Source organism: Micromonospora sp. U56 (genome assembly GCF_018070095.1).
GTDB lineage: Bacteria > Actinomycetota > Actinomycetes > Mycobacteriales > Micromonosporaceae > Micromonospora > Micromonospora purpureochromogenes.
In genome coordinates, this window is sequence record NZ_JAGPYL010000001.1 from 14,318 (window position 1) to 26,909 (window position 12,592).

A 12,592-nucleotide genomic window follows, 5' to 3' on the forward strand; every position below is an offset into this window, starting at 1 on the left:
GGCGTCGGAGGAGTCGGATCAGGGGGAGGCCGCAATGAGCACCATCACGCGACAACTCAGCGGTGGCCAGGAGATGGTCCGCGCGTACACCCGCCGGGTGCAGGTCCCGATGATGGGCGAGATGGCGGTGCCGCCGCCGGACAAGCTCGCCTACTACGCGGGGCTGGGGGTGCTGGCCGCCCTCCAGGTGATCGAGTGGCCCCTGGCGCTGGTGGTGACCGCCGGTCACGTCCTCGCCGACCAGCACATGTCCGGCCTCGTCAAGGGGCTCGGCGAGGCGCTGCAGTCGGCCTGACGAGACCGGGCTCACGGTTGACCTCAACCCGGGTTGAGGTCGCAGGCTGAGCCCATGTCGATCACATCTCGCCGGGCCGGGTCGGGCCGGTGACGGCCACCGCCACGCCGCCGGTCGCCCCGGCCGCCCGCCTGTACGACCCGCGCCTGCGGGCGATGACGGTGGGCAGCGTCGCCCTGGTCTCCCTGCTGGCGTTCGAGGCGCTGGCGGTCGGCACCGCGATGCCCACGGTCGCCCGCGCGCTGGACGGTCTCGCCCTGTACGCGCTCGCCTTCGGCGGCACGTTCGCCGCCGGGGTGCTCGCGATGGTGCTCTCCGGCATCTGGTGCGACGCCCGGGGTCCCCGGGTGCCGATGTGGAGCGGGGTCGGGCTCTTCGTGGCCGGGCTGCTGCTGGCCGGCACCGCCACCGCCATGGGGCAGCTCGTCGTCGGCCGGGCCGTGCAGGGCTTCGGCTCCGGGCTGCTCTCGGTCGCGTTGTACGTGGTGGTCGGGCAGGCGTACCCGGAGGAGCTGCGCCGGCGGGTGTTCGCGGCGTTCGCCGCCGCCTGGGTCGTACCGTCGTTGGTCGGGCCGGCGGTGGCCGGGCTGATCGTGGAGCACCTGGGGTGGCGCTGGGTCTTCCTCGTGGTGCCGGCGGTGGCGGTCCCGGCGGCGCTGCTGGTCCACTCCGGCCTGCGCACCCTGTCCGCGCCGGTCGGCGGTCGGGCCCCCGCCGGGGCGCTGGCGAGGATCGGCTGGGCGGCCGGGGCGGGGGTGAGCGCCGCACTGCTGCACCACGGGGGGCAGCAGCGCGGCCCGCTCGCCGTACCGCTGGTGGTGCTGGCGCTGGTCGGCCTGGCCTGCTGCGCGCCCCGGCTGCTGCCGGCGGGGTTCCTGCGTGCGGCGCGTGGGCTGCCCACCGTGATCGGCCTGCGCGGCCTGGCCTCGGCGGCGTTCACCGGCGCCGAGGTGGTGATCCCGCTGATGCTCTCCCGCGAGCGTGGCTTCACGCCGACCGCCGCGGGTCTGGTGCTCAGCGTCGGGGCGGTCTCCTGGTCGGCCGGCTCCTGGTTGCAGGGGCGGCTGCCGGCGCCCCGCTCCTCGGCGGCGTTCCCCCGGGCCGGGCTGGCCTGCATCACGGTGGGGACCGCGACGGTCGCGCTGGCGGTCGCCCCGGCCGTGCCGGTGGCGGTCGCAGTGGCGGGCTGGGCGGTGGCCGGCACCGGGATGGGCCTGCTCTTCCCGTCCCTGTCGGTGCTCACCCTGGACCTGTCCGCCCCCGGTGAGCAGGGGCGCAACAGCTCGTCGCTGCAACTGGGCGACTCGCTCTTCGCCGCCACGGTGCTGGCGCTCACCGGCACCGTGCTGGCCGCCGGGGTGGCGCCCGGTCCGGTCGACTACGCGGGGATGCTGGCGGTCGCGGCGGGCTGCGGCCTGCTCGGACTGCTGCTCGTCGGGCGGGTGGTGCCCGCCGTACCCCGCTGACCCGCCGCGCTCCGCCGGCAATCGGGTGATGCGGCGAATCGGCCCAGGCCGGTGGGGTGGGCCGGGAGGATGGGCAGGCGATGAGCTTCCTGACCGTCCTGCCGTTGGCCGTGGTCATGGTGGCCGGCACGCAGTTGGTCGCGGCGGTTTTCCTCGCCTCCGGCGACCGGCCGCGGCAGGCCTCGCTGGGTTTCCTGGCCGGCGCGGCGGTCGTGGTGGTGGCCGGCACGACGACCGCCTGGCTGGTCACCCGGCGCGTGACCGGGCTCGCCGAGGACGTCGGGGCGGGCCCCGCCGAGGGGATCAGGACCGCCATCGGCCAGGTGGTGCTGGCGCTGCTCGTGGCGCTGGCCGCGGTGGTGTTCCTGCGCCGGCACTCGAAAGGTCAGCCGGCCTGGATGAGCCGGCTGCAGCACGCGGGTCCCGGGTACGCGTTCCGGCTCGGTCTGCTGATCATGGTGGCGATGCCCGTCGACGACCTCACCATGGCCACCGTGGGGGCGAACGTCGTCCGGTACGACCTGCCGTGGTGGCACCTGGTGCCGTTCCTCCTGCTCACCCTGCTGCTGCTCGCTCTGCCGTTGCTGGCGCTGCTGCTGCTGGGCCGGCGGGCCGAGCGCGCGCTGCCGAGGATGCGGGACTGGGCCGACCACAACTCCTGGATCGTCAGCGAGATCGTCGTCGCCTTCTTCATCCTGATGACCGGGGTCGACCTGCTCAGGTGACGTCACGATCGGCCGGCCAGCCCCGTCGAGCTGTCGACCGGAAGGAGTCGGGAATGAAGGTGCTGGTCACCGGTGCCGCTGGCATGCTCGGGCGGGCGGTGCTGCCCCGGCTGCGGGCGGACGGGTTCGACGTGCGGGCGATGAGCCGGCGGCCCCGGCACGACCCGTCGGCGGAGTGGGTGGTCGCCGACGTGGAGACCGGGGTCGGGCTGGCCGAGGCGGTGCAGGGCGTGGACGCGGTGCTGCACCTGGCGTCGCTGCCGAACAGCCGGCGTACCCACCGGGTGGACGTGGTCGGCACCCGCGAGCTGGCCGTCGCCGCCGGGGCGGCCGGCGTCGCCCACCTGGTCTACGTCTCGATCGTCGGCGTCGACCGGGTGCCCTACGCCTACTACCGGCACAAGCTGGCGGCCGAGCGGGTGGTGGCCGCCGGCCCGGTGCCCTGGACGGTGCTGCGGGCCACCCAGTTCCCGCCGTTCCTGGACGCGCTGCTGCGCACGGCGAGCCGGCTCGGCCCGGTGATCGGCGACCCGGCGGTGCTCGCCCAGCCGGTCGACCAGCATGAGGTCGCCGGCCGGCTCAGCGAACGGCTCACCGCCGGCCCGCTGGGCGGCATCGAGGAGTACGGCGGTCCGCAGGTGCTCCGCTTCGACGAGGCGGTGCGCGCCTGGCGGGCGGCCCGGGGCTCGCGCCGGCCGGTGCTGCCGGTGCGGATTCCCGGCCGGCTGGGCAGCGCGCTGCGCGCGGGCGGGCTGACCACCACCGCCACCCCGACGGGCCGGCGGACCTGGGCGGATCACCTGGCTGACACGTACGGGGGAACCGGCCGGAGATGAAACCTCATCCCGTTCACGTTCGCCTTACGGTGGCGCCATGTTCACCCTCATCGCCACCGTCATCCTCTACGTCTTCGGGTTCGTCTTCCTCTACGGCGTGATCCGGCTCGCCGTCCGGCACGGCATGGAGGACCTGGAGGCCCGCCGGCCGCAGGTGCACCGGGTCGCCCAGACGGCCTCCGCCGACGACCGCGCCTTCATGCGCGAGAACGCCTTCCTCAGCGGCAGCTGAGCCCGCCGTTCCGGGCCGGCGTGATCGACCCCGTTTGCGGCGTGTCGCGGCTTCGGCAGCGTGGGACACCGCGACACGCCGCAAGCGGGGTCGGTCAACCCCGCCGGCCGACGGGCGGATCAGTGCGGGGGGTGCGAAGATCGCAACCGTGATGGGGACGTTGAAGACCGAACCTGCCCGCACCCGAACCGACCTGCTGGCGTCGCCGGTCGCCGCCGCGTTGGCGCAGTGGCCGGTCGAGGCTCCGGTGGACGTCGACGACGTGCTGGTCGCCCCGATCGACGCGACGCTCGCCGACACCGCCGCCTTCTGCGCGGCGTACGAGGTGGGGCTGGACGTGTCGGCGAACTGCGTCGTGGTCGCCGGCAAGCGGGAGGGGGAGATCCGCTACGCCGCCTGCGTCGTGCTCGCCACCACCCGCGCGGACGTCAACGGGGTGGTCCGGCGGGCGCTCGACGTGCGCAAGGCGAGCTTCGCCCCGATGGCCGACGCGGTCGAGCTGACCGGCATGGAGTACGGCGGGATCACCCCGATCGGCCTGCCGGAGAGCTGGCCGATCCTGGTCGACTCCCGGGTGATCGCGACCCCGCACGTGATCATCGGATCCGGGGTGCGGCACAGCAAGATCGCACTGCCCGGCCCGGCGCTCGGCGCACTGCCCGGCGCCCGGGTGGTCGAAGGACTGGCCCGCCCGGCCTAGCTCATCGGGTCGGCTCAGCCGGCCCAGCTCGTCACGCCGGTCGATGTGGTTGCACGTGAAACATCACGGGGGTCGATGCCCGGTCAGGCGCCCGACTCGCGGCGCTCCACCTCGGACAGGGCCGCCAGCAGCGTCTCCGGCTCCTGCGCGCCGGTGACCGCGTACTTGCCGGCCAGCACGAAGGTGGGCACGCTGCTCACCCCGAGCTGCTGGGCGGCGGTCAGGTCGGCGGCCACCTCGCGGCGCCCGACCGGGGAGTCGAGGTGGTCGCGGACCTCGGTCTCGTCCAGGCCGACCTTGCCGGCCAGCTCGACCAACGCGTCCCGCGAGCCGAGATCCACCCCGTCGGTGAAGTGCGCCGCGTAGAGGGCCTCGACCATCTCCTCGGCCAGGCCGCGCTCGGTGGCGTACCGGATCAGCCGGTGCGCCTCGAAGGTGTTGGCCTGCACCGCGCGGTCGAAGCGCAGGTCCAGCCCCACCCCGGCCGCGACCTCGGTGACCTGGGCGAACATTGCCTCCGCCCGCTCCCGGCCACCGAACTTCGCGGCCATCGCCTCGACCAGCGGCTTCGGCTCCGTCACAGGTGTGGGATCGAGCTGGAAGGGGCGGTAGCGGACCGTCACGTCACCGCCGTACGACGCCAACGCCTGCTCCAGCCGGCGCTTGCCGATCCAGCACCAGGGGCAGACCACGTCGGCGTAGATCTCGATCTCCATAACGGGGGTGAACACCCAGCTCAGCCCGCTTGTTCCCGGACCTGGCGCTTGAGCCGGGCCAGGATGGCGGTGCCGCCGCGCACCCGCAGCGGGCTGATCGCCTGGGCCAACCCCATCCGCTGGTAGAGGTCGTCCGGCACGGCCAGCACCTGCTCCGCGCTCGCCCCGTCCAGGCCCTCGGCGAGGATGCCGGCGAAGGCGCGGGTGGTCGGCGCCTCCGGCGGGCAGTCGAAGATCGTGCTCACCGTCCGGTCCGGGCTGACCTCGGCGCGGAGGAAGAACGAGGTCTGGCACTCGGGCACCTGCTCCATGCCCTCCCGGTCCACGCCCGGCGGCAGGGGCGGGATGACGTCGGCGTATTCGAGCAGCATCTCCAGCACCACGTCGCGGGGTGCGGCGGCGAACTCCTCGACGATCTCGGCCAGCTTCGTCGGCATCTCGGGCATCCCGCCAGGCTACCGCCGACCGCCCGGGACGCCCGGCGGTCGGCGATCGGCGGCCGGGCTTCCGGTGACGAAGGTCGCGGCCCGGCCGCCATCGACCCGGCACCGCCACGCCCACGAGAGCGAGGGGCACCGGGTCGATCACGGGTCAGGCGTTCGGCGCTGCCTCGCTGATGTCGGCCAGCGCGGAGGTCGGGTCGAGCTGCATGGCCAGGTCGCCCAGGGAGACGATGCCCACCAGCTTGCGCTCGTTGTCGCAGACCAGCACCCGCCGGATGTTGCGCTCGCGCATCAGCGACGCCGCCTCCGAGGCGGTGGAGTGCTGCTCGATCATCACCACCTCCCGGGTGGTGATCGAGCCGATGGTGGTGGCCGACGGGTCGCTGCGCTCGGCCACCGCCCGCACCACGATGTCGCGGTCGGTCAGCACGCCGGCGAGGGTGGCGCCGTCGGTGACCACCACGTCGCCGATGTCCGCCTCCTTCATCACCCTGGCCGCCTCGTCCAGGGTGGTCTCCGCCGACAGGTAGACCACCTGCTTCGTCATCACGTCACTGACCCGGTACATGAGAGCCTCCGAAAACACCCTTGGTCGATCCCGCAGCGGTACCCGGTGGCGCGCCCGCTACACCCGGTTGCCGAGGGTTCGGCCCACCTCGTCGACCAGCCGTTCGACCAGCCCGTCCACCGGCAGCTCCACCCGCTCGCCGCCGGCCCGGTCGCGCAGCTCGACGTACCCGTCGGCGAGCCGGCGGCCGACCACGACGGCGCGCGGGATGCCGATCAGCTCCGCGTCGGTGAACTTCACCCCGGCGGAGACGTTCACCCGGTCGTCGACCAGCACCCGCAGGCCGGCGGCGGAGAGCCGCCCGCCGAGGTCGAGCGCCGCGTCGAGCTGCGGCCCCTTGCCGGCGGCGATCAGGTGTACGTCGACCGGCGCGATCGCCGCCGGCCAGACCAGTCCCCGCTCGTCGTGGTGCTGTTCGGCGATGGCGGCGACCGCCCGGGAGACCCCGATGCCGTAGCAGCCCATGGTCGGCCGGACCGGCTTGCCGGCCGAGCCCAGCACATCGAGCGCGAAGGCGTCGGTGTAGCGGCGGCCGAGCTGGAAGATGTGCCCGATCTCGATGCCCCGACGCATGGTCAGCTCACCGGTGCCGCAGGCCGGGCAGGGGTCGCCGGGGCGCACCTCGGCCGCCTCGATGGTGCCGTCCGGGGTGAAGTCGCGGCCGGCGACCACGTCGGTCGCGTGCCGGCCCGGCTCGTTGGCGCCGGTCAGCCAGGCGGTGCCGGTGACCACCCGCGGGTCGACCAGGTAGCGGATGCCGAGCTTCGCCATGATCTGCGGTCCGATGTAGCCGCGGACCAGCTCGGGGTGGGCGGCCCAGTCGTCGAAGACGGCCACGGTGGCCGGGGCGAGGGCCGCCTCGACCCGCTTCAGGTCCACCTCCCGATCGCCGGGCAGCCCGATGACCAGCAGGTCGGACGACTCCGCGCCCGGCCGGCGCACGCTCAGCACGACGTTCTTCAGGGTGTCGGCGGCGGTCCAGTCGTCCCGGTCGGCCAGCCGGCGGCTGTTCGCCAGCTCGACCAGCGAGGCGATGGTGGGTGTCTCCGGGGTGTCGTGCACCTCGGTGGCACGCTGCGCGTCCGGGTCGGTCGCGGCCGGGGCGGGGGTGGTCACCGCCTCGGTGTTCGCCGCGTAGTCGCATTCCGTGCAGCCGACGAAGGTGTCCTCGCCGACCGGCGTCGCGGCCAGGAACTCCTCCGACGCCGAGCCGCCCATCGCCCCGGACGTCGCGTGCACCACCGTGTAGTCGAGCCCCAGCCGGTCGAAGACCCGCCGGTACGCCGCCCGGTGCCGCTCGTACGACTCCTGAAGGCCGGCCTCGTCGAGGTCGAACGAGTAGGCGTCCTTCATCAGGAACTCGCGCCCGCGTAGCAGGCCGGCCCGGGGTCGGGCCTCGTCGCGGAACTTCGTCTGGATCTGGAACAGCGTCACCGGGAAGTCCCGGTACGAGGTGAAGAGGTCCTTCACCAGCAGCGTGGCCATCTCCTCGTGCGTCGGGGCGAGCAGGTGCTCGGCGCCCTTGCTGTCGGCCAGGGTGAAGATGTCGTCGCCGTACTCCGTCCACCGGCCGCTGGTCCGGTAGGGCTCGGCCGGCAGTAGCGCCGGGAAGTGCACCTCCTGGTCGCCGATGGCGGTCATCTCCGACCGGACGATCTCGGTGACCCGGTCCAGCACGAGCTTGCCCAGCGGCAGCCAGGTGTAGCCGCCCGGCGCGGCGCGACGGATGTAACCGGCGCGCAGCAGGAGCCGGTGGCTCGGCACCTCCGCGTCCGCCGGATCCTCGCGCAGGGTCCGCAGCAGCAGGGTCGACGTACGTAGCAGCATCCGCGCAGCGTACGACCGGCGCGGCGGGGCCGGCGACGCGATTACGCGGGTCGGTGCCGAAACTTGTCGCGCACATCGGCCGCCGCACGGCAACCCGGCGATCCCGGGGTGGCGTCTGGAGAGGCATCAACGACTACCCCAAGGATCGGCTCGTGTGGACCCTCTCCTGAGTGAGTTCGACTCGTTCGTCCGTACCCGGACGCCGGCGCTGCTGCGCTCGGCTTACCTGCTGACCGGTGACCAGCACCTCGCCGAGGATCTCGTCCAGTCGGCACTGGCCCGTACCCACCGGTCGTGGGGCCGGCTGCACGACAGCGGCAACGCCGAGGCGTACACCCGCAAGATCATGTATCACCTGCAGGTCTCCTGGTGGCGACGCCGCCGGGTGTCCGAGTCGATGACGGGCGAGCTGCCCGAACCACGCGGAGGCGACTCGGGCCCCGACCACGCCCACCAGACCACCCTGCGGCTGACCCTGCGGGCCGCCCTGGCCAAGCTCTCCCCGAAGCAGCGGGCCGTGCTGGTGCTGCGCTTCTTCGAGGACCGCACCGAGGCCGAGGCCGCCGAACTGCTCGGCGTCACCGTCGGCACCGTCAAGAGCCAGACCTCCAAGGCGCTGGCCAAGTTGCGCAGCGTCGCACCCGAGCTCGCCGAGCTGTACGTCCTGGAAGGAAACGCCCGATGAACGACCAGCGTCTCCGGCTCGACCTCGCCGACCTGGCCGAGGAGGTCACCCCGGTCGACCTGCGGGACCGCGCCCTGCGGACGTCCCGCCGGATCGGCATCCAGCGCGCGATCGCCACCTCGGCCGCGGCGGTGGTGCTGTTCGGCGCGGCCACCGGCACCGCGTTCGCGATCCTGCCGAACCGGGGCGCCGACCCGGTCCCCGGCACCACGCCGTCGGTCACCGCCAGCCCGTCGCCCACCGCGTCCCCGACCCCGTCGCCCTCCGGCAGCCCGTCGATCGCCCCGCCGGCCACGTCGACCAGCAGCCAGCCCGCCAGCACCGCCACCTTCGGCCGGCTCCACTACGGCCCGTTCACTCCGGGCGGGGCCGACACCGCCCACCTCTACTCGTGGAAGCCGGGTGACACCCCCGTCCGGCGGCTCGCCCTGCCGGTAAACCCGGCGCAGCTCAACGCCGCCGTCTCGCCGGACGGCCGCCGGGTGGCCTGGGTCGAGGACGGCGGCGCGCTGTGGACCTCCGCCCTGGACGGCTCCGGCAAGCGCAAGCTCCACGACCTGGTCGACAACATGTGCTGGTCGCCCACCTGGTCGCCGAACTCCCGGCAGCTCACCGTGCGGCTGGGCGCGGCGGACGGCAGCTTCTCCAAAGCCGGCCTGCTGGACGTGTCGTCGGGCGCCTTCACCGAGGTGGCCGGCTTCGACGGCTGCCACCCGGTCTGGGCCGCCAACGGCACGGTGGCCTTCGCCGACGGCTCGAACGGCGCCGTCGTCGTCACCGACCGGACCGGCGCCGGGCGGCGCACCATCCCGGGCCTCGGCAGCAAGGGCAGCCGGTACGTCTGCTTCGACGTCGCCAGCATCTCCCCGGACGGGCGGCGGATCGCGCTGTTCCGGATCGACCGCGACGGCACCTATGGCGACGCGGCTCGCAGTCTGTCGGCCAACGCCGTGCTCGACACCCGGACCGGCAATGTGATGACCCTGCCGCTGGGCGGCCGCGAACTGCGGCAGGCCTACTTCCAGGCGGACGGCTCGGTGGTGGCCCGGGTGCGCAGCGGCAGCCGGTACACCCTGATTCTCGTCGACAAGGCCGGGAAGAAGGTCGCGGAGAAGGCCGAGTCGAGCAGCCTGGCGTCGATGCAGATCATCGCCGCCGTGGACTGACCCATCGGGTACGACAGGGCGGGCCGTCCTCCGGGGCGGCCCGCCCTCGACCAGGGCAGCGCGAGGACGGACGCGTCGCATCCCCTCAGGGTCCGTGCTGTTCACGCTGGTCGGCCAACTCCGCTGCGCTTCCACCCGGCAGCGAGCGCGATCCGCACGATCTGCCGCCGACATGGTTGACGAGCGAGGTGTTGCGCAGGCGACGGGCCTGTGTCTCCACCAGTTCCAGCAGGTACGCCTGGAGTGATTGGCCTCGGCCCTTGGCGTGGGCGGCAAGAGCGTCCCGTACCTCTTCCGGCACGTCACGAATCCGGAGAGCAACCATGCGATCACTATGCACGAAGCGTGGTACAACTTGGCAGTCTGAAGCCGCTTAGCAGTGCAGGCGGCTGTCTAGCCTTGGGCATGCTCGAAGGTGGCTCCCGCAAGCGCAATCAGCCCGCACCGCCCCACGTGATCTTCGAGGCGCTGACGGAGCCGGATCGCGATCCGGCTCGCCCCTGGTTGCTGCTCCTGGATGACGAGGATCGACCGCGGCCGCTGAGCGCAGATCAACCGCACCTCGTCGTGTGGTCTTCGATCTGGCGGAAGCGGCCGGACGCGAGGGTACGGTTCGACCTCCTGCCCGACGGCGGAGGCGGGACAGACCTGCGCTGGACCCTGTTCATGGCCGAGCCGCTGCCGGAGCCGGCGCTGCTGGGGCACATGCGTAAGCGACTCAACCAGCTGATCAACGCGAACCTGCGATTCACGTTCGGTCAGTAGGTGGGCAGGCCCCGAGTGTCAGTGCCGCTTGGCGAAGGTGACGAAGGCGCGCCAGGTCTGCGGGGCGAAGGTGAGCACCGGCCCGGCTGGGTCCTTGCTGTCGCGGACGCCGATGACGCCGGGCAGGTTGTCGGCCACCTCGATGCACTCGCCCTGGCCGCTGCGGGTGGACTTACGCCAGGTAGCGCCGGTCAGGTCCATGACGTCACCGCTTCCTTCATCAGCTCGATGGACTGCCGGCGAGACAGCGCCTCGTTCCGAACGCCCTCCCACCGCGACAGCAGGATAGCCATTTCGTCATCACTGTCGATGACAACGCCACCCAGATGGTTCTCGAGATGCCCGATCCACCCGCCGTCCACGCCGCGCGCGAGAGTGAACGGCCCGGTCAGCCCGACGTGCATGCTGACTTCGGTCGGGATGAGATGCACGCTGATGTTCGGCAGACCTGCCCGTTCGATCAGCCAGGTGATCTGCTGCGCCATTACTCCCCGGAAGTCCTCGTCCACCCGGCGAAGTACAGCCTCTTCGATCACCGCCACGAACTCGGGCGGCGTCGGCCTCGAGAAGATGGCCTGCCGATCGATCCGCACGGCCACCCGCTTGTCGACTTCCTCGTCGCTGAGCGTGCCATTGGTGCGGATGACGGCTCGCGCGTAGTTGTCCGTCTGCAAGAGCCCCGGAATCAAGGTGGGCTGGTAACACCTCAACTGCTGGGCCTGCCGCTCCGCCTCCAGCCACGGCCGGAACCAGCTCGGCTGCCCGTCCCGCTCGGCGAGCTTCAGCAGGGACGTCAACAGCCCACCCGTGCCGAGCACCTCGTCCGCCCGCTTGAGGAAGAACCGGTCGAGCGGGCGCTGGCCCAGCTCGACGGCGGACACCTGGGAGCCCGAGAAGTGGACGAGTTTCCCGAACTCCTCCTGGCTCAGCTCGGCGTTCACCCGCAGCCGGCGGAGTTGGGCCCGGATCAGCTCGGCGGTCGGCTCGCCTTCCACACTTCCTCCACGATTCCCTCGGCGTCTCCACGGCCCGTCCCCGTGGCCGGAGGAGCTGACCGGGCCTCGCCCCGGCCGGCGTCGATGCCTTCCGACGGTAGTCGCGTCCTCACCAGACTGTCACGTAGCGGGTCGCCTGCCGTCCGCCCGCTCCGGGGCCGCCCGTGACCCCCCGTGCAGGGGCGGCCCCGCCCCACGTTCCGAGGAGGTCGAGATGCGCCAACCGTTCCACTGGGTGCGGTGCCGGGCGAACGGGAGCAGCCGGTGATCTTCAGCCAGCTCCCCGTACCCCGCCTCGGCCCGCACGCCGATCGGCCGCGCGCGTATCCGCCGGGCCGCCCACCGCACCTGCCGATCCGCCCACTCTGGGTGTGCCGGGCCTGCGGCCTGCCGTGGCCCTGCGCCGAGGCCCGACTGCTGCTCAAGATCGAGTACGCCGATCAGCCGGTCGACCTGGCCATCTACCTCTCCGGCCTCTATCACGAGGCCACCCACGACCTGTTCCGGCTGAACCCGCACGACGGGCCCACTCCACGGGAACTGTTCGCCCGGTTCGTCGCGTGGGGGCCGTACCGCCGGCCGATGGTCGAGGCCCCGGACGACGATTGGTGAGCTGAGCCGACCGATGCGGCATGATCCGATGATGATCGATTGGCGGCTCGACCGGATCGGTTCGGCGCTGCGCGGGGAGAACCCCACCGTCCTGGCCCGGCTCTCCGGCGGGTTCGCCGTGATCGGAGATGTGCAGTGGCTCCCGGGCTACTGCGTACTGCTCGCGGACGACCCGGCCGTACAGCGGCTCACCGACCTGCCCAGGGCGAAGCGGCTCGCGTACCTGGAGAGCATGGACCGGCTGGGCGAGGCGGTCGAGCGGGCCTGCGCCGAGGCCGACCCGGCTTTCCGGCGGGTGAACCTGGAGATCCTCGGCAACACGGACCCTTACCTGCACGCTCATGTCTGGCCGAGGTACGAGTGGGAGCCGCCGGAGATCGTCGGCAAGCCGGTCTGGCTGTACCCGGCGTCGAAGTGGCGAGACCCGGGCTCGGCGCTGAGCGAGCAGCACGACGAGCTGCGGGCCGTCATCATCCGGTACCTGACCGATTAGCGGCCCCTGGTGGAACCGGATCGATGACCTCCGCCACGTTCGCCCGACGGGTGGCAGCGCCGGCAGCC

Annotated in this window: 18 protein-coding genes; 11 read left to right on the forward strand and 7 right to left on the reverse strand. The window is 72.6% G+C overall.

Going from position 1 to position 12,592, the window contains the following annotated elements; all coding sequences use genetic code 11:
- Positions 1-34: 34 nt before the first annotated feature.
- The 6 genes from KBX37_RS00070 (at position 35) to KBX37_RS00095 (ending at position 4,254) form a co-directional block, all read left to right on the forward strand.
- A complete protein-coding gene (locus tag KBX37_RS00070; protein WP_210773564.1) occupies positions 35-295 on the forward strand; it encodes a hypothetical protein in 261 nt (86 codons plus the stop codon).
- 89 nt (positions 296-384) lie between these two features.
- Positions 385-1,761 (forward strand): MFS transporter, encoded by a 1,377-nt coding sequence (locus KBX37_RS00075; protein ID WP_307848895.1) that lies wholly within the window; start codon positions 385-387, stop codon positions 1,759-1,761.
- Positions 1,762-1,841: 80 nt separating this feature from the next.
- A complete protein-coding gene (locus KBX37_RS00080; protein WP_210773565.1) occupies positions 1,842-2,486 on the forward strand; it encodes a GAP family protein in 645 nt (214 codons plus the stop codon).
- A gap of 53 nt (positions 2,487-2,539) precedes the next feature.
- A complete protein-coding gene (locus KBX37_RS00085; protein WP_210773566.1) occupies positions 2,540-3,322 on the forward strand; it encodes an SDR family oxidoreductase in 783 nt (260 codons plus the stop codon).
- Positions 3,323-3,359: 37 nt separating this feature from the next.
- Positions 3,360-3,554, forward strand: coding sequence for a hypothetical protein (locus KBX37_RS00090; protein WP_210773567.1), 195 nt, complete (start codon positions 3,360-3,362; stop codon positions 3,552-3,554).
- A 151-nt stretch (positions 3,555-3,705) separates the two neighbouring features.
- Positions 3,706-4,254: a YbaK/EbsC family protein gene (locus tag KBX37_RS00095; protein WP_210773744.1), complete on the forward strand. Its 549-nt coding sequence runs from the start codon at positions 3,706-3,708 to the stop codon at positions 4,252-4,254.
- Between the two features lie 83 nt (positions 4,255-4,337).
- Here KBX37_RS00095 and KBX37_RS00100 read toward each other — a convergent pair whose 3' ends face one another.
- The 4 genes from KBX37_RS00100 to KBX37_RS00115 all read right to left on the reverse strand — a co-directional run bounded on the left by KBX37_RS00100 (position 4,338) and on the right by KBX37_RS00115 (position 7,808).
- Positions 4,338-4,970, reverse strand: a complete 633-nt coding sequence (locus KBX37_RS00100; protein WP_210773745.1) for a DsbA family protein — start codon at positions 4,968-4,970, stop codon at positions 4,338-4,340.
- Positions 4,971-4,990: 20 nt separating this feature from the next.
- A complete protein-coding gene (locus KBX37_RS00105) occupies positions 4,991-5,416 on the reverse strand; it encodes a SufE family protein (RefSeq protein WP_210773568.1) in 426 nt (141 codons plus the stop codon).
- Between the two features lie 145 nt (positions 5,417-5,561).
- Positions 5,562-5,981: a CBS domain-containing protein gene (locus KBX37_RS00110; protein WP_210773569.1), complete on the reverse strand. Its 420-nt coding sequence runs from the start codon at positions 5,979-5,981 to the stop codon at positions 5,562-5,564.
- Positions 5,982-6,038: 57 nt separating this feature from the next.
- Positions 6,039-7,808: a proline--tRNA ligase gene (locus KBX37_RS00115; RefSeq protein ID WP_210773570.1), complete on the reverse strand. Its 1,770-nt coding sequence runs from the start codon at positions 7,806-7,808 to the stop codon at positions 6,039-6,041.
- A gap of 154 nt (positions 7,809-7,962) precedes the next feature.
- On the opposite strand from KBX37_RS00115, the gene KBX37_RS00120 reads away from it, so the two are divergent.
- Together KBX37_RS00120 and KBX37_RS00125 are read left to right on the forward strand one after the other, a co-directional pair.
- Positions 7,963-8,493 carry a SigE family RNA polymerase sigma factor gene (locus KBX37_RS00120; RefSeq protein WP_210773571.1) on the forward strand — a complete coding sequence of 177 codons (531 nt, stop codon included), beginning with the start codon at positions 7,963-7,965 and terminating at the stop codon, positions 8,491-8,493.
- Positions 8,490-9,659, forward strand: a complete 1,170-nt coding sequence (locus tag KBX37_RS00125) for a hypothetical protein (RefSeq protein WP_210773572.1) — start codon at positions 8,490-8,492, stop codon at positions 9,657-9,659. Before KBX37_RS00120 ends, KBX37_RS00125 begins: the two co-directional genes overlap by 4 nt.
- A gap of 85 nt (positions 9,660-9,744) precedes the next feature.
- Here KBX37_RS00125 and KBX37_RS00130 read toward each other — a convergent pair whose 3' ends face one another.
- Positions 9,745-9,984 carry a hypothetical protein gene (locus KBX37_RS00130; protein ID WP_210773573.1) on the reverse strand — a complete coding sequence of 80 codons (240 nt, stop codon included), beginning with the start codon at positions 9,982-9,984 and terminating at the stop codon, positions 9,745-9,747.
- An 80-nt stretch (positions 9,985-10,064) separates the two neighbouring features.
- Here KBX37_RS00130 and KBX37_RS00135 point away from each other — a divergent pair, with 80 nt between their 5' ends.
- On the forward strand, positions 10,065-10,424 hold the full coding sequence (locus tag KBX37_RS00135; RefSeq protein ID WP_210773574.1) for a hypothetical protein: 360 nt from the start codon (positions 10,065-10,067) through the stop codon (positions 10,422-10,424).
- Between the two features lie 18 nt (positions 10,425-10,442).
- On the opposite strand, the gene KBX37_RS00140 is transcribed toward KBX37_RS00135, so the two are convergent.
- Positions 10,443-10,625 carry a DUF397 domain-containing protein gene (locus KBX37_RS00140; RefSeq protein ID WP_210773575.1) on the reverse strand — a complete coding sequence of 61 codons (183 nt, stop codon included), beginning with the start codon at positions 10,623-10,625 and terminating at the stop codon, positions 10,443-10,445.
- The gene (locus KBX37_RS00145) at positions 10,616-11,419 is read right to left on the reverse strand and encodes a helix-turn-helix transcriptional regulator (RefSeq protein WP_210773576.1); all 804 of its coding nucleotides are present in this window, start codon (positions 11,417-11,419) and stop codon (positions 10,616-10,618) included. The genes KBX37_RS00140 and KBX37_RS00145 overlap by 10 nt, the downstream gene beginning before the upstream one ends.
- Before the next feature lie 240 nt (positions 11,420-11,659).
- On the opposite strand from KBX37_RS00145, the gene KBX37_RS00150 reads away from it, so the two are divergent.
- Together KBX37_RS00150 and KBX37_RS00155 are read left to right on the forward strand one after the other, a co-directional pair.
- Positions 11,660-12,031 (forward strand): hypothetical protein, encoded by a 372-nt coding sequence (locus KBX37_RS00150; RefSeq protein ID WP_307848896.1) that lies wholly within the window; start codon positions 11,660-11,662, stop codon positions 12,029-12,031.
- Between the two features lie 31 nt (positions 12,032-12,062).
- On the forward strand, positions 12,063-12,524 hold the full coding sequence (locus KBX37_RS00155) for an HIT family protein (RefSeq protein WP_210773577.1): 462 nt from the start codon (positions 12,063-12,065) through the stop codon (positions 12,522-12,524).
- The last annotated feature ends 68 nt before the right edge of the window (positions 12,525-12,592 follow it).